The sequence below is a fragment of the Neobacillus sp. SuZ13 genome, from assembly GCF_030123365.1.
Lineage (GTDB): Bacteria > Bacillota > Bacilli > Bacillales > Cytobacillaceae > Neobacillus.
On the sequence record NZ_CP126107.1, the window covers coordinates 4,320,279 to 4,337,368 of the forward strand.

Consider the following 17,090-nt stretch of genomic DNA (forward strand, 5'->3'; position numbering starts at 1 on the left):
AAAATATTCATTTCGACAAGAAAAAAAGCCAAATCAATATATGATTTGGCTTTTTTCGTATTCGTTTATTATACTTCTTCACAATGTTGATCAAATTCATTTTGAAGTTTCGATACAACTGTTGCAGGATCATAGCCCTCTATTTGATGTCTTTCCACCATTGAAATAATCTTACCATCCTTTAATAGGGCAAATGACGGCGAGGATGGTGGATAACCAGTGAAATAGCTTCTAGCCTTTTCAGTTGCTTCCTTATCTTGCCCTGCAAAAACAGTGACAAGGTGATCAGGGCGCTTATCATAATGCAGGGCATGTGCTGCCGCAGGACGTGCCACGCCGCCAGCACAACCACAGACGGAATTAATCATAACTAAAGTAGTCCCTTTTTGGTCAAGAGCTTCTTCCACTTCCTCAGGTGTTGTCAGTTCTTTATATCCAGCAGACACGATTTCTTGACGTGCCTGTTTCACAACATCATTCATAAAGAAATTAAAATCCATGCTCATTAAATTCACTCCTTAGATTTATGCCTATACCTACATATTAACAGTAAAAATATGTTTTTTTCAAATGAAGAATCTCAATACTTTAGAAGAATTTAATGGCTGCTTCACTTTCTATCCTAAATAAATAGTAAATAACTCATCAACAGCTGTAGCCACTGTCTTTTCTCCTGCGATTACTTCATTTTCTAAAGTTGATAGGATACTTTTCACACCATTATGATGAAAAAAATGAAATTGAAGTTGGTCAGTAATCAGCGAATAGAGCCATTCTTTCGCCTGGTTTTTTCTTCTTTCGAACAGCACACCTGATGTTTTACCTTTTTGCTCAAAGGACTGAATGACATTCCAAACATCCTTTATCCCCTCTTGAGTCAACGAAGAACATGTATAGGCTTTAGTTGCCCAGCCCTTTGTGGCGGGATGAAGAAAATGAAGAATACGGTTGTACTCTTTTCTCGTCTGCTCAGCGATTTGTTTGTTCTCACCATCAGCTTTATGAACAAGGACAGCATCAGCCAATTCCATAATCCCTTTTTTCATCCCTTGTAATTCGTCGCCCGCACCTGTAAGAACTAACAGCATGAAAAAGTCTACCATATCTCTAATAATCACTTCACTTTGCCCAACCCCGACTGTTTCGATTAAGATGACATCAAAACCGGCTGCCTCACAAATTAACATGGCCTCTCTCGTCTTCCGATGAACCCCGCCTAGTTTTCCTGCGGTAGGAGAAGGACGGATAAAGGCACGAGGGTTCCTTGATAACTGCTCCATCCTTGTTTTGTCTCCAAGGATACTGCCGCCGCTTATGCTTGAGCTTGGGTCAATGGCTAAAACCGCTACACGATGTCCTAAGCTGCAAAGGTACGTACCAAAGGTTTCGATAAAGGTACTTTTCCCTGCACCGGGAACACCTGTTATTCCAATTCGGATAGCTTTCCCACTTTTAGGCAGGAGTTTCTGCAGTAGCTGTTGTGCTTTTTGAAAATGCTGCTCTGCATTACTCTCAACAAGCGTAATAGCCCTAGCTAAAAGACTCCTATCGCCCCTTATTACTCCTTCATAGAGCTCTTCCACCGTCGGTTCAGAACTTTTGCGCTTTTGAAAGCGGATATTTGGTTGGATGGATGATGCTTGACCCTCTTGTTCTTGACCTTTTCTTATCACACTTGAGCATTTATCTGGATCGTTTGGATCGATCCATTCCGGCTTTTGATCAAGAGACATTATTGAGACACTTCCTCATAACCGAGTTTGTGATAAATCTCCTTGACGACCTTTTGTGCGGCAACAGGAATAATTGTACCAGGTCCAAAGATAGCTGAAGCACCGTGGTCATATAAAAATTGATAATCCTGTGCTGGGATAACGCCGCCAATCACAACCAGAATATCATCTCTGCCAATTAATTTTAATTCTTCCACCAATTGCGGGAGAAGCGTCTTATGGCCTGCAGCAAGCGAGCTTATCCCAATCACATGGACATCGTTTTCAACAGCCTGCATCGCTGTTTCCTCTGGAGTTTGAAATAGAGGGCCAATATCGACATCAAATCCAAGGTCAGCGAAGGCCGTGGCAATCACTTTGGCACCGCGGTCATGACCATCCTGACCCATTTTCGCAATCAGTATTCTTGGTCTTCTGCCCTCATTTTCTAAGAATTCATCGGTCATTCTTTTTACTTCATTAATTTCTTCATCATTGCTAAATGCGGTGCTATAAACGCCGCTGATTGAACGAATCACAGCCCTATGCCTGCTTGCCACTTGCTCTATTGCATCAGAAATTTCCCCAAGCGTGGCTCTCGCCCTTGCTGCTTGTACAGCTAATTCTAATAGATTCTGTTCACCAGTTTCCGCCGCTTTCGTTAATTTAGTAAGCGTATCTTGTACTTTCTTCTCATCGCGATTAGCTTTTACTGTATTTAATTTTTCAATTTGTTTCAACCGGACGGCTGTATTATCGATATCCAAAATATCAATCGCTTCTTCCTTTTCTAGTCGGTAACGATTGACGCCGATAATAGTTTCCTTCCCAGAATCAATTTGCGCCTGTCTTCTAGCAGCTGCTTCTTCAATTCTCATCTTAGGCAGACCAGTTTCAATTGCCTTGGCCATTCCACCAAGATTTTCAATCTCTTCAATATGTGTCCATGCTCTATTAACCAATTCATCTGTTAATTTTTCAACGTAGTAAGAGCCTGCCCATGGATCGATGACATTAGTAATCCCCGTTTCCTCTTGCAAAAATAATTGTGTGTTACGGGCAATCCGTGCAGAAAAATCGGTTGGCAGTGCAATTGCTTCATCCAAGGCGTTCGTATGCAGGGATTGGGTATGCCCCATCGCAGCAGCATGTGCTTCTATCAACGTCCTTGTGACATTATTAAACGGATCTTGCTCAGTTAAACTCCAGCCGGATGTTTGCGAATGTGTCCGTAACGCTAATGATTTTTCGTTTTTAGGAGAAAATGATTTCATCATTTTAGCCCAAATCAATCGAGCAGCGCGCATTTTAGCTACTTCCATGAAGTAATTCATCCCAATTGCCCAGAAAAAGGACAATCTTGGCGCAAATGAGTCGATTTCAATACCTGCCTTAAGACCTGTACGTACATATTCCAAGCCATCGGCAAGAGTGTATGCCAGTTCTAAATCCGCTGGTGCCCCCGCCTCCTGCATATGATAACCGGAAATACTAATACTATTAAACTTTGGCATGTGTTTGGACGTATATTCAAAGATATCAGCTATTATTTTCATAGACATTTCAGGCGGATAAATATAGGTGTTTCGGACCATATATTCTTTTAAAATATCATTCTGAATGGTACCAGCCAGTTTCTCCTGACTAACACCTTGTTCTTCAGCAGTCACGATGAAAAAGGCAAGTATCGGCAGAACTGCCCCGTTCATGGTCATTGATACGGACATCTGGTCTAACGGTATTCCCTCAAACAATGTCTTCATATCAAGAATGGAATCGATCGCCACACCTGCTTTACCGACATCTCCAACTACTCGTGGATGATCGGAGTCATAGCCGCGATGTGTAGCTAAATCAAAAGCAACTGATAATCCCTTTTGTCCCATTGCTAGATTTCGGCGATAAAAAGCATTGCTTTCCTCAGCTGTTGAAAAACCTGCATATTGTCTAACCGTCCATGGACGGTTGACATACATGGTTGGATACGGTCCTCTTGTATAAGGAGGGAGCCCAGGAAGATCATCAATATGCGGAAGATCATTACGATCTTCTTTTGTATAAAGCGGTTTTAGAATGATTTGTTCATTCGTCTCAAACAGTAAATCATCGATCGAACCATTTATTTCTTGATCGACTTTTTGCTGCCACTCTTTTTTTGTGATAAATTTCTGTTCATCAAATAAGGAAATATTTTGAAAATCAGGCTTTTGTTTCTTCAACCTTACTCACCTCCAAATCCCTTATAATAGACAACAGCGTTTCATAGCAATTGCTTTTCACATGGATAAACTGCTTAATACCTTCTTCCAGCCAAAGATCCTGTTTTTCTTTTTCTGGGAGTCCCGCTAAGTAAAAAATCCGCTCAGGAAATTCGGTTTTAAGAATCTTTAGGATGTCATGTCCAATTATTTCATATTGATCATTCGTTCCACATAAGCAATAGTGCTTTGCAGGATGTTCTAAAACGAATTGTCTGGCATTCTCAACAGTTATAATAGAATTACTTACAAGCGCTTTCAAACCTCCGGCTGCGAGAAATCCCTTCATAAAATCAAGCCTTGCTTTATGCTGTTTTAATCCTCCGAGACAAATCATACCTACAGAGGGCTTAGATCCTACTTTTCCTTCGAGATCAACTGACTTTTTTCGTAATTCTTCGAATGGTTCTGCCAATCTACGGTTTGGAATAGCCTCTATATTTATTAATGAGTTTTCACCATTTGCAAAATATGAATTTTTCGCTGGCGGGTTTTTATATGGTACCATTTCATCCAGATTGGCGTAGACATTGGATCCCACAATACTTTTCCTTCTTGTTTGGATATCATGAATCTTTTTTTCATAGACCGCCGCTATCTCTTGTTGCAACCATTTAGATTTTAGTACTTCTAAAATCCCTCCATGTGCGTCAATACGTTGAAAAAATGCCCAAGCTTTTTCAGCAAGTTCATTGGTTAGATGTTCCACATACCAAGAACCCCCAGCAGGATCAATAACCTTTTGCAGATGTGCTTCTTCCTTCAAAAGCAATTGAGTATTTCTAGCAATTCTATCCGAAAATGAAGTGACTCTTGTGAGATCATCGAAAGGACTCACATGTAAGTACTGAATGCCCCCAACCACGGCTGCAAAAGCTTCATTTCCAGCCCTGAGGAGGTTAACATACGGGTCATGTAAGGTTTTTGTGTTAGTAGAAGTTTCAACAGCAATATTCATCCTGGAATTCTCTTCATTAGCTCCATAAACACTGCTCACACGGCTCCATAGGACACGGGCAGCGCGAAGTTTTGCGATTTCCATGAAGAAATTGCTGCCAATGGAGAATTGGAAAATCATTTTTGAAAAGATCGTATCTAGATCCATGCCTGCATCCTGAAGATGTTCAAGATAGAATATCCCCTCAGCAATTGCAATCCCCAGTTCTTGAGCTGCACTTGAACCACCATTATGATAGGCACTAGTATCAATTAGAATTGTACGCAAGTTGGGAAACTTTACAGCAGAATTACTAATGTTATTAACCCAGTCATTCAGAAATGCTTCTGAAATAACTCCTTCTTCAGCAAAAATGGCAACAGGATCTGAACCAACATATCCACAGATTTTTTCGCTAACATCTTCGTGCTCTACTATTGCTTCTAATTCAGTGAGGAAAGTGGATTGGTATTCTTTAGCGTTGATTGAAAAGGGATATTGAGTATATGAATCTGCTAATACCTTTCCTAGGGTTTGATCCCCACCTAACAGATTTTTCGAGACATTAAATGAAATGGCTGATTGACCTTTTTTAAATGATTGTTGGAGTTTTGCCTGCAGATCTTCTACCGTTTGGCAGGATAGTCGTTGAGCAACCTTCCAGTCATTTTTCAAGTAACCTAATGGATAGATCCCTCTTCTAAAATCTGAACCTCCTGGATATTCCGGTACCTGACACTCATCTTGACGGGTGTAAAGCGGTTTCAAAATAATCTCTTCATATGTAATAGTTTGTAAAGATTCAACCGATTTTCCTTTTAAGGATTGCTCTGCTTTTTCTGTCCATGCTTGTTCTGATATTGAAGGAAAAGACTGATTCTTTAAATTTTTCAAACTCCTCATCCCCCTCTCGACTCAATTGAATTAAAATTCAAATAATTCTACCTACTACTATTTTATGGTACAAACACATTTCAAGCAATCTAAAAACAAACAACCGCTGCCATGCCTGGTAGCGGTTGTTTTGTTTTAATAAATCGAAGTCGTTGATTTTGAAGTATTTTCTAGTATTTCTTTCACTCGTTGTAAGAAACGTCCGCAAACGAGGCCGTCTAATACTCTATGATCGAGCGACATACATAAATTCACGATATCACGAACAGCAATCATTCCATTATTCATGACGACTGGTCGTTTGACGATGGACTCTACTTGAAGAATAGCTGCTTGTGGATAATTGATGATACCCATTGATTGAACAGATCCAAAGGAACCCGTATTGTTCACCGTGAAGGTTCCGCCTTGCATATCTTCAGATCTTAGTTTCCCGGTTCTCACTTTGACAGCAAGCTCAGAGATTTCACGTGCAATCCCCTTGATTGTTTTTTCATCGGCCTGTTTAATGACAGGTACATAGAGTGCATCATCCGTAGCCACTGCAATTGAAATATTGATATCTTTCTTTTGGATGATTTTATCCCCTGCCCACATAGAATTGATTTGTGGGAATTCTTTTAACGCCTGTGCAACAGCCTTCACAAAGAATGCAAAGAAAGTTAAATTAAAGCCTTCTTTTTTCTTAAACTCATCTTTTATAGAGTTACGGTACTCCACCAAATTCGTGGCGTCCACTTCAATCATCGTCCAAGCATGCGGTGCTTCGTGTTTGCTTCGCAGCATATTAGCAGCAATCGCTTTACGGATGCCTGTGACTGGAATTTCAATGTCACCAACCGCTACTGGAATATTCACAGCTTGAGCAGGTGCCGTTGGCTGGGCAACTTGCGGAGCCTCTTGTTTTGGTGCCTTGATAACGGCAGGCTCATTTATCGCTTCTACATTTTGTCCCGCTTCAGGAATATTACCCGATTCAATAAGTTTTAAGAGATCTTTCCTCGTAATTCGTCCACCTGCACCGGTGCCTGACACCCTAGTTAAATCAATGCCATGTTCTTGAGAGATTTTAAGGACAGCGGGCGAGTAACGTGCTTTATTGCCTTGTTCAGTTTGTTCCACATTTTCTGGTGCACTTGCTGGTGTGCTTGGGCTTGCTGCAACAGATGCTTCAGGACCTTCTTCAGTTGTACCACCTTCCAAAGCTATTGTGCAAATTTGCTCCCCAACGGCTAAGGTATCACCTTCTTCAGCAATTAGTTCCTTAATTACACCTGAAAAGGAGGATGGGATTTCCGCATTTACCTTATCTGTCATCACTTCTGCCAGGGGGTCGTATTTATTTACTTTATCTCCTACAGATACAAGCCATTTGCTTATCGTACCTTCGGTTACACTCTCCCCTAACTGAGGCATTTTAATTTGTTCAATTACCACTATTTACACACTCCTATTGTCCAGCACTGGCGCCTAACCCCATTCAGTTGCCAGGGCTTTCGTTTTAGTACTCAGCTAGTTCGCGCATCGCTTTTTCGACTTTATCTGGATTTACCATAAAGAATTTTTCCATTGTTGGCGAATACGGCATGGCCGGAACATCTGGTCCAGCTAACCGCATAATTGGTGCATCTAATTCGAATAAGCAATTTTCTGCAATGATTGCAGCGACTTCGCTAATAATACTGCCTTCTTTTGTATCCTCTGTAATTAGAAGAACTTTACCCGTTTTTGATGCCGCCTCAATAATAGCTTCTTTATCTAGAGGATAGACAGTTCTCAAATCAAGAATATGAACGGAAATACCATCTTTCGCTAATTTTTCCGCTGCTTGAAGGGCAAAATGAACACAGAGACCATACGTAATGACAGTAATATCTTCTCCTTCGCGCTTTACATCTGCTTTCCCAATTGGCAGGGTGTAATCATCAGAAGGTACCTCACCTTTAATTAACCGATACGCCCGCTTATGCTCGAAAAATAAAACCGGATCATTATCACGAACTGCAGCCTTTAACAGTCCTTTTGCATCGTATGGTGTGGACGGCATAACAATTTTTAATCCAGGCTGATTAGCAAATACTGCCTCAACAGATTGGGAATGATATAGTGCACCATGAACCCCGCCGCCATAGGGAGCACGAATCACCATCGGACAACTCCAGTCATTATTAGAACGATAGCGGATTTTCGCCGCTTCTGAAATAATTTGATTTACTGCCGGCATGATAAAGTCGGCAAATTGCATTTCGGCAATCGGACGCATGCCGTACATCGCTGCACCAATTCCTACGCCAGCAATGGCTGATTCAGCAAGTGGTGTGTCAATAACTCGTTCTTCCCCAAATTGATCATATAATCCTTGTGTGGCCTTAAATACTCCGCCTTTTAAACCAACATCTTCACCAAGGACAAAAACCTTTGGATCTCTTTCCATTTCTTCTCGCATTGCCATTGTAATGGCATCAATATATGAAATTATCGCCATGTTTCATCCCCCTTACAAGTCCGCATAAACAAATTTCAGCGCATCTTCTGGTGCAGAGTACGGTGCATTTTCTGCATAGTCTGTCGCCTCATTGACAAGCTTCATTACGCGGTCATTTATTTCTTTTTCTAGCGCATCGTCCATGACACCAGTTTCCTTTAAATATGCACCAAAGGTAATAATTGGATCTTGGGTTTTTGCTTTAGCAACCTCATCTGGTGCACGGTAGGAACGGTCGTCATCATCAGAAGAGTGCGGTGTCAGACGATAAGAAATGGTTTCAATCAACGTTGGTCCTTCGCCGCGTCGACCGCGCTCTGCTGCTTCCTTTACTGCTTTATAGACCTCTAGTGGATCATTTCCATCAACAGTGTAGCCTGGCATACCATAGCCAATCGCACGGTCTGAAACCTTCTCACACCCCAATTGTTTTTCAATTGGAACAGAAATAGCATACTTGTTATTTTCACACATAAAAATAACAGGAAGTTTATGAACACCTGCAAAGTTGGCGCCCTCATGAAAGTCCCCTTGGTTAGAGGAGCCCTCACCGAAAGTTACAAAAGTTACGAGGTCTTTTCTCTCCATTTTCCCAGCAAGAGCAATTCCAACTGCGTGGGGAACTTGAGTTGTTACCGGAGAAGAACCTGTGACAATCCGATTTTTCTTTTGGCCAAAGTGCCCAGGCATTTGCCGGCTCCCTGAATTAGGGTCTTCAGCTTTTGCAAAACCTGAGAGCATCAATTCCCTCGGAGTCATCCCAAATGTTAATACCACACCCATATCACGATAATATGGAAGAACATAATCTTTTTCACGATCAAGCGCAAATGCAGCCCCTACTTGTGCTGCCTCTTGCCCTTGACAAGAAATAACGAAGGGAATTTTCCCGGCCCGGTTTAATAACCACATCCGCTCATCAATACGGCGGGCCAATAGCATAGTTTCGTACATTTCCAATACTTTTCCGTCATTTAAACCTAAAGCATCATGACGCTTTTCTGTCATTTATTTCTTACCTCCCAAATTCGAAAAGCGGAAGTGCCTTTTCCAGGGGCGACAAGCATAAGACGAGCGCTGACAGAAGGCGTGCTTTTTGCCTTCCGAAGCGATTGGCTTATGTCTTGAGCCACTAGGCACTGTAGCTAGACACTAACACTTTTTCAAAGATTTAAACTTTTAATTTTTTAAGAATGAATCGCTTTTCCATCTACGGCAAGCGCAGCCTCACCAATAGCTTCTGAAAGAGTTGGGTGTGGATGAATTGTATGTGCAATTTCCCAAGGGGTTGCATCTAATACCATCGCAAGTCCTGCCTCCGTAATCATATCAGTTACATGTGGCCCAATCATATGCACCCCTAGAATATCATTGGTCTCTTCATCCGCAACAATTTTCACAAATCCGTCAGATTCTCCAAAAACAAGTGCTTTCCCAATCGCTCGGAAAGAAAACTTTCCTGTTTTTACTTTATGACCTTTTTCTATAGCTTGGTCTTCTGTTATTCCCACACTAGAAACCTCTGGGTTGCTATAGATACATCTAGAAACTAAATGATACTGCAGTGGCGAAGGATCCTTTCCTGCAATATGTTCAACAGCAATGATCCCTTCATGTGATGCCACATGGGCAAGTTGTAATCCACCAATCACATCACCAATCGCATAAATATGTGACTCTTTCGTTTGGAAGAATTCATTTGTTGCAATAAACCCCTTCTCTATTTGTATTTCTGTATTCTCTAGGCCAATTCCTTCTGTATTTGCCTGACGACCTACAGAAACAAGAAGTTTTTCTGCTTTAAATTCTTTCACAGTGCCCTTTACTTCTGCAGAAATCGCTACTCCATTGTCTCTTACCATGGTTTCGGGGAGGACCTTTGCACTTGTTACCAGTTTTATTCCTTTTTTCTTCATCAAGCGCTGCATTTCTTTTGAAATTTCTTTATCTTCTGTCGGAATAATACGGTCAGCATACTCAATAACTGTTACATCAACACCAAAATCATGAAGCATGGACGCCCACTCGATTCCGATTACGCCACCACCAACAATAATAATGGAATTAGGCAATGACTCTAATTGCAATGCTTCATCAGATGTCATGACATATTCACGATCAATCTCAAGACCTGGAAGTGTCCTTGGTCTTGAACCTGTTGCAATGATCACATTTTTAGGAAGAAGCATTTCGTTTTCTTCACCGTTATTCATTTCAACAGAAATAGTTCCCGGCATAGGAGAAAAAATGGACGGTCCCAAGATTCTGCCTATACCTTCATAGACATCGATTTTGCCCTGTTTCATTAAATGTTGTACACCTTTATGAAGCTGGTCAATAATTTTATTTTTTCTCTCTTGTACTTTACCAAAATTTATCGATACATCACTAGTAATAACACCGAAATCCTCACTATGTTTTGCTGTTGCAAAAACCTCTGCGCTCCTAAGCAGTGCCTTACTTGGTATACACCCTTGATGCAGACACGTCCCGCCGAGTTTTCCTTTTTCAACAATCGCAGTTTTTAAGCCAAGCTGAGAGGCCCTAATTGCAGCGACATAGCCGCCAGTCCCCCCGCCAAGAACTACCAAATCATATTCTTGTGCCACTCTTTTTTCCTCCCCATAACCTTAAATTTTAGCTGTTTTAAAATTCCCAGGATAAATTTTTTCCTCTTCTTCGCCTCTTAAGACTCGCAGTGCACCCTCAGCAAGTGCTTGTAGTTCATTTTCACCCGGTTGAACCATGACATCAGCAATCCAATTGATTCTATCGGTAATTGATTTCACAAATCCTTTCCCGTAGGCGAGACCGCCAGTTAGAACAATCGCATCCACTTTTCCAGAGAGAACTGCACTAGCAGCTCCAATTTCCTTAGCCACTTGATAGGCCATTGCGTCATAGATAAGCGTTGCCTCTTTATCACCTGCTGCAATTCGCTGTTCTACCTTTACCGCATCATTGGTGCCGAGATAACCTACAAGACCGCCTTGACCAACCAGCATTTTCATAATTTCTTCCCGATAATATTCACCAGAATAACAAAGGGCCACTAAATCCCCTACAGGAACGGTTCCGGAACGTTCTGGACTGAAGGGGCCATCCCCATGAAGACCATTGTTTACATCAATGACCTTCCCTTGCTTATGGACACCCACGGTAATACCGCCACCCATATGGGTAATAATTAAATTTAAGTCGTTGTACTTTTTACCTAATTCCTTGGCAACCCTTCTTGCAACGGCCTTCTGATTCAACGCGTGGAAGATACTTTTTCGTTCAATTAAAGAAAAGCCAGAAATTCTCGCAATTGGTTCTAATTCATCAACAACAACTGGATCGACGATAAAAGAAGGAATATTTAAACCAGATGCAATTTCGTAAGCAATGATTCCGCCAAGATTAGATGCGTGCTGCCCTGCATAACCAGACCGTAAATCTGTTAACATCACATCATTAACTGCATAGGTACCTCCTTCAATCGGACGAAGTAATCCCCCCCGTCCACATACAGCCGACAGTTTGGAAATATTTATCCCTTCATTATCCAGTGTTTCCAAAATTGTTGTTTTTCTAAATTCATATTGATCAATAATATTTGCAAAAGAGTTGATTGTCTCTGTATCATGACGAATTGTTTTTTCGAAAATAGAAATATCATTATCGAAAACCCCGATTTTCGTGGATGTCGAGCCTGGATTGATGACGAGAATCCGATATTCATTATCGTGCAACGTATTTGACCTCCAATTTTATTTTTCAACCTAATTGCCCCATGAAAGGCAAAGACGCTGAATTCCCATTCAGCGCTTCCAAAAACTATTTTTTGTCAAAAAGGTTTATCTTGAAATTCTATGACTTAAAATATGATGACCGTTTTGGAGAAATTGGCTTCTTGAATTACGAATTCTTGCGATTCTTTCTTCTGCCATCCTATCAGCAGCTACGTAAGTTGGAATACCATCACGTTTTGAAATTTCAATAACTTTTTCAATGGTAGAATATAGCTGTTCAACCTTTTTCATTGCCCGCTCTTGGTTATAACCATATAATTCATCTGCCACATTGATTACGCCTCCAGCATTAATTACATAATCCGGTGCATAAACGATACCCATTTCATGAATAATATCTCCGTGGCGGGTATCTTTTAATTGATTGTTCGCTGAACCAGCAATTACTCTTGCTTTTAACTGTGGAATGGTTTCGTCATTAATTGTTGCTCCGAGTGCGCATGGGGCATAGATATCACATTCCACACCATAAATTTCATCAGGATCAACAGCGAGAGCACCAAATGCTTCAACCGCACGGTTAACTGCCTCTTTATTAATATCAGTTACAATCAGCTGTGCTCCTTCTTCGTGCAGATATTCGCAAAGTGTATATGCAACATTTCCCACACCTTGAACAGCCACTACTTTTCCTTCAAGAGAATCTGAGCCAAACGCCTCTTTCGCAGCAGCTTTCATACCACGGTATACACCAAAAGCTGTTACTGGAGATGGATTACCAGATGAACCAAATGCTGGAGAGATTCCTGTTACAAAATCTGTCTCTTCATGAATTAAATCCATATCAGCCACCGTTGTACCAACATCTTCTGCGGTAATATATCTGCCGTTTAATCCTTGAATGTAACGGCCAAATGCACGGAACATTTCTTCATTCTTATCTTTTCTTGGGTCTCCTATGATAACGGTTTTACCACCGCCAAGATTTAATCCAGCAGCCGCATTCTTATATGTCATTCCTTTTGCAAGTCGGAGGGCATCCTCAATGGCTGCTTCTTCAGATGCATAAGTCCACATCCGTGTTCCACCTAAAGCTGGTCCTAAAGTTGTATCATGAATAGCAATAATCGCCTTTAATCCTGATTGTTTATCCTGACAGAATACCACTTGCTCATAATCGTATTGTTCTAGGTATTTGAAAATTTCCATGTAAAATTCCTCCTCAAATGATTTACTATCTAATTTGATGTAGCACAGCATAACGCTAGTGCAAGTGAATAAAGCTTACTTTCAGCTGAATCTGCTCTGGATGTTAACACAATGGGTGCTTTTGCTCCGGCAATAACGGCGCCAACTTTTGTATTTGCAAAATAAATTAATGATTTATATAATACATTTCCAACCTCAATTGTTGGGACTAATAAAATATCTGCACTTCCCGCTACTTCACTATGAATCCCTTTATGTTCTGCAGCAAGCGCTGATACAGCATTATCTAAACCTAAAGGACCATCAACAATACAGTCCGGAATTTGCCCTCGTTTATTCATTACCGTTAATGCAGCTGCATCCAAAGTAGCTTGCATAGCTGGATTAACCACTTCCACCGCAGCTACAGGGGCCACTTTCGGCACATCTATTCCAATAGACCTTGCAATGGAAACTGCATTTTTAATAATTTGTGCTTTCTGTTCTAAATCGGGAGCAATATTCATTGCAGCATCTGTAATGATCGTAAAACGATTGAAGCCAGGAACTTCAAACACAGCAATATGTGATAAGACATTTCCTGCCCTAAGTCCATACTCCCTATTTAAAACTGCTTTTAATAAGATATTGGTTGGGATATTACCTTTCATCAAGACATTTGCTTCTTTATTAAAAACTGCTTTTACTGCTAATTCTGCCGCTAAAGCATTCGAATCAGCATTGACAACTTTTAAATTAAGATTGCTGATGTTCGGGTGTTTTTCTTTAATAATGGATTTGATTTTTTCTTCGTCACCGTAAAGTATAAATTTTGCAAGATTTTGCTCTAATGCAGCGATAACCGCTTCAATGACTTCTAAATCTTCTGCCGCAGCAACTGCAACGGTGTTTGTACGTACTTGGGCTGCTTTGTCAATAAGTGAATCAAGCAACAAGTTGTCATCAACCCTTTCTCCTCTTCCTGCAACTCCCATAATATAATATGCAATTTCCGTGCCAAACCACCTTCAATGAAAACGCTTTACTACCCACACTTAAGTGTGCACTTTTTTTCATTATATGAAATTTATTGCATGCTATTTTTTTCAATATTATATTTTTCAATCTTATAGTATAAATTCCTGACAGACAATCCGAGCGTCTTAGCTGTTAATGTTTTATTCCCATTTAAACGAAGAAGTGTCTGGTTAATTATTTTAGCCTCAAATTCTTCCATCATATCTGATAAGGTTCGATCCATAACCATTGAATCAGTACTATTACTTACAGATGATTCCGCTAAATTCTTTTTATTTTTTAATTCTGGTAAGTGCTGAACATCAATAAACTGATCATTATACTTCATAAAAATAATCGCTCTTCCAAGAATATTTTCTAATTCTCTTACGTTACCCGGCCAGTCATATTCCATTAATTGCTTCAGTGCCGCTGGGGTTATACCTTCTACATTTCTCCCATAGTCCTGACTTATTTTTTGAATTAGCCTCTCATTTAAAAGAGGGATTTCCTCCTTACGTTTCCTTAAAGGAGGAATATGGATTGGCATACGATTTAATCGATAATATAAGTCTTCCCGAAAGGAGCCTTTAGCAATACCTTTTTCTAAATTGACATTAGTTGCCGCAATAATCCTAACATTAATGGAAATAGGCTTAGTCCCGCCTACCCGGATTATCTCTTTTTCCTGAAGAACCCTTAGCAGTTTTGCCTGTGTATTCACTGGAAGTTCACCGATCTCATCAAGGAAAATACTTCCATTATTAGCCTCCTCAAAAAAGCCTCTTTTTCCGCCTCTTACCGCCCCTGAAAAAGCACCCTCTTCATAGCCAAATAGTTCACTTTCCAACAATGTTTCTGAAATTGCAGCACAATTAACCCTGATAAATTTGTTATATTTCCGATCACTTGCATTATGTATAGCATGTGCAAACAATTCCTTTCCTGTTCCCGATTCACCTCGCAGGAGGACGGTTGCAGGAGTTTTTGCTCCTAATTTCGCTTGTTCTATTGCCAGCATCATTTCATCGGATTGACCAATGATATCCTCAAATGTATATTTGGCTTCAAGTTTGCGAATGAGTTGACGTGCACGATTCAATTCCCTATTTAATGATTTCATCTCGGACATATCGTGGATAACACCAACACTGCCTTTCAATTTTCCTTTTACAATAATTGGTGCAACATTGACTATAACTTCTCGTTTACTTGGTCCCACTCTCATCGGTACCCCGCGGACGGCTCTCCTTGTTTGCAGCACTTTCATATGCATACTTTCGCCCTCAGATATATCAGTTGTGGCAGGTTGGCCTATTACTTGCTCCTGAGTAAGACCGGTAATTCGTGAGTATGCAGGATTAATAAGTATTCCCCTGCCATTCTCATCCACAACAGAAATGGCATCATCACTAGAATGAATAATAGCCTGAAGCATCGTTTGAATTTCACGTAAATCTGTAAGTTCCTCCGCAAGATTAACAACTTCAGTAATATCTTTGAAGACAGCAAATGCTCCAATCAGGGTGCCATTTTCCTCAATAATAGGAATCCTTGTGGTAATAATTTTTCGATCATTTTCCAATACCATTTCTTGATTTGCTTCAATTCTTCTTGACTCAAGGATGAATGGGAGCCTGCTTGTAGGAATAACTTCAACTACATATTTGCCTATTGCCTGTTCTTTTGTTACACCGATAATTTCTTGTGCACGTGTGTTAAATAAGATGACTTTACCATTTTTATCAATAACAACCATTCCGTCATTGGTTGCATTAAATATAAGTTCTTGCTGGTAGGATTCATTTTTGTGCTTTTCAATGAGATCTTCCTTTTCTTCCATAATCTTTGCAACTAGAAAGGCAACGCTTCCCGGAATCAAAACAGTCTGTTTATTTTTTGCATTTCTTAACTCTTGGAAAACTACCTCATCTCCAGTAACTTCGATAATAATATCAATTTGATCAGTTAAATAATGCTGCCAGTCTATCCCCGTGTTTATACCTTCTTTACGTGCTAACAAAATGCCAGGTGCATTTAAATTCCGATCAATGACAACACTTACCTTTAAAACTTCAGATTCTTTTAGTATTTTTAAGATTGCCGTACCACCTTTTCCTGCACCAACAATCATTACGTTTTGCATTTAAATACCCCTTATAAGAAAATTTTTTCATAATATTTAAGAAATCCATGCAACTTTTTTCATAACTATTTTATCTCCAATCTCAATCATTGACAAATTATATCTATGTAATAATATTTTCTTGAGATATAATCAAAATAAGGCTTTCACATTGCAAAATTTGATATTGGAAGGATTTATTTATGAAGCGAATTATTGCCCTCTTGATTGTATTAATTCCTGGTATCCTAGCTGCTATTGGCATTAAATTAATGCGTGATATGTTATTCGGAATAGTACAAGCACCATTTCCTAATTTATTACTTCAATTTCTAACAGGATTAATCTTTTTTATCGGCGGACTAGGCTTTGTCGCAGGATTTATTTTCCATCGCGATCGAAAAAGAAGCAAAGTTCAAAAGAGATTTAAAAAATAGGCTGTGTTAAAGAATAATGTTGATTTTGGCACTCTGTTGACCTTCGTTCCAGGCACGAAGACTCCTGCGGGAATACGGGGCAGGGGAGACCCCGCAGGAGCAAAGCGACGAGGAGAAGGAAAAGCGGAAGCGCCTGGTTCAGCCCCGACAAGCGCTGGAGGGCCTGACGTTGAAGTCGTTCTTTGACTTCAGCGGCAACCCCGAAGCGACCTCGAGGGGCTAGGCGCTGTAGCTGGACAGGCTCCCCGGCACGCCCGCGAACCGCTCGTGCCTGGAACGGAAATCAACAGACAAGTTTAACAC

At 40.4% G+C, this 17,090-nt stretch carries 13 protein-coding genes; 1 reads left to right on the forward strand and 12 read right to left on the reverse strand.

Annotated elements, in window-relative coordinates:
* Positions 1-68: 68 nt before the first annotated feature.
* From QNH17_RS21340 to QNH17_RS21395, 12 genes are all read right to left on the reverse strand, one after another.
* Entirely contained in the window at positions 69-506 is a 438-nt protein-coding gene (locus QNH17_RS21340) for a BrxA/BrxB family bacilliredoxin (RefSeq protein WP_283875005.1), read from the reverse strand.
* Positions 507-617: 111 nt separating this feature from the next.
* On the reverse strand, positions 618-1,733 hold the full coding sequence (gene meaB, locus QNH17_RS21345) for a methylmalonyl Co-A mutase-associated GTPase MeaB (protein ID WP_283875006.1): 1,116 nt from the start codon (positions 1,731-1,733) through the stop codon (positions 618-620).
* Positions 1,733-3,931, reverse strand: a complete 2,199-nt coding sequence (scpA, locus tag QNH17_RS21350; RefSeq protein WP_283875007.1) for a methylmalonyl-CoA mutase — start codon at positions 3,929-3,931, stop codon at positions 1,733-1,735. The genes meaB and scpA overlap by 1 nt, the downstream gene beginning before the upstream one ends.
* On the reverse strand, positions 3,912-5,810 hold the full coding sequence (locus QNH17_RS21355; protein WP_283875009.1) for a methylmalonyl-CoA mutase subunit beta: 1,899 nt from the start codon (positions 5,808-5,810) through the stop codon (positions 3,912-3,914). Before QNH17_RS21355 ends, scpA begins: the two co-directional genes overlap by 20 nt.
* 126 nt (positions 5,811-5,936) lie before the next feature.
* Complete coding sequence (locus QNH17_RS21360; protein WP_283875010.1) at positions 5,937-7,238, reverse strand: dihydrolipoamide acetyltransferase family protein; 1,302 nt, start codon at positions 7,236-7,238, stop codon at positions 5,937-5,939.
* Positions 7,239-7,302: 64 nt separating this feature from the next.
* Positions 7,303-8,286 carry an alpha-ketoacid dehydrogenase subunit beta gene (locus QNH17_RS21365; RefSeq protein ID WP_283875012.1) on the reverse strand — a complete coding sequence of 328 codons (984 nt, stop codon included), beginning with the start codon at positions 8,284-8,286 and terminating at the stop codon, positions 7,303-7,305.
* 12 nt (positions 8,287-8,298) lie between these two features.
* Positions 8,299-9,294 carry a thiamine pyrophosphate-dependent dehydrogenase E1 component subunit alpha gene (locus tag QNH17_RS21370; RefSeq protein WP_283875013.1) on the reverse strand — a complete coding sequence of 332 codons (996 nt, stop codon included), beginning with the start codon at positions 9,292-9,294 and terminating at the stop codon, positions 8,299-8,301.
* Between the two features lie 179 nt (positions 9,295-9,473).
* Positions 9,474-10,895, reverse strand: coding sequence for a dihydrolipoyl dehydrogenase (gene lpdA / locus QNH17_RS21375; protein WP_283875014.1), 1,422 nt, complete (start codon positions 10,893-10,895; stop codon positions 9,474-9,476).
* A gap of 21 nt (positions 10,896-10,916) precedes the next feature.
* Complete coding sequence (buk, locus tag QNH17_RS21380; protein WP_283875016.1) at positions 10,917-12,020, reverse strand: butyrate kinase; 1,104 nt, start codon at positions 12,018-12,020, stop codon at positions 10,917-10,919.
* A gap of 105 nt (positions 12,021-12,125) precedes the next feature.
* Positions 12,126-13,229: a branched-chain amino acid dehydrogenase gene (gene bcd, locus QNH17_RS21385; RefSeq protein ID WP_098574908.1), complete on the reverse strand. Its 1,104-nt coding sequence runs from the start codon at positions 13,227-13,229 to the stop codon at positions 12,126-12,128.
* Between the two features lie 29 nt (positions 13,230-13,258).
* Positions 13,259-14,164 (reverse strand): phosphate butyryltransferase, encoded by a 906-nt coding sequence (gene yqiS, locus QNH17_RS21390; protein WP_283875017.1) that lies wholly within the window; start codon positions 14,162-14,164, stop codon positions 13,259-13,261.
* Positions 14,165-14,295: 131 nt separating this feature from the next.
* The gene (locus QNH17_RS21395; RefSeq protein ID WP_283875018.1) at positions 14,296-16,371 is read right to left on the reverse strand and encodes a sigma 54-interacting transcriptional regulator; all 2,076 of its coding nucleotides are present in this window, start codon (positions 16,369-16,371) and stop codon (positions 14,296-14,298) included.
* 182 nt (positions 16,372-16,553) lie between these two features.
* Between QNH17_RS21395 and QNH17_RS21400 the strand changes: the two genes are divergently transcribed.
* A complete protein-coding gene (locus QNH17_RS21400) occupies positions 16,554-16,787 on the forward strand; it encodes a DUF2627 domain-containing protein (RefSeq protein WP_098574911.1) in 234 nt (77 codons plus the stop codon).
* Positions 16,788-17,090 lie beyond the last annotated feature (303 nt).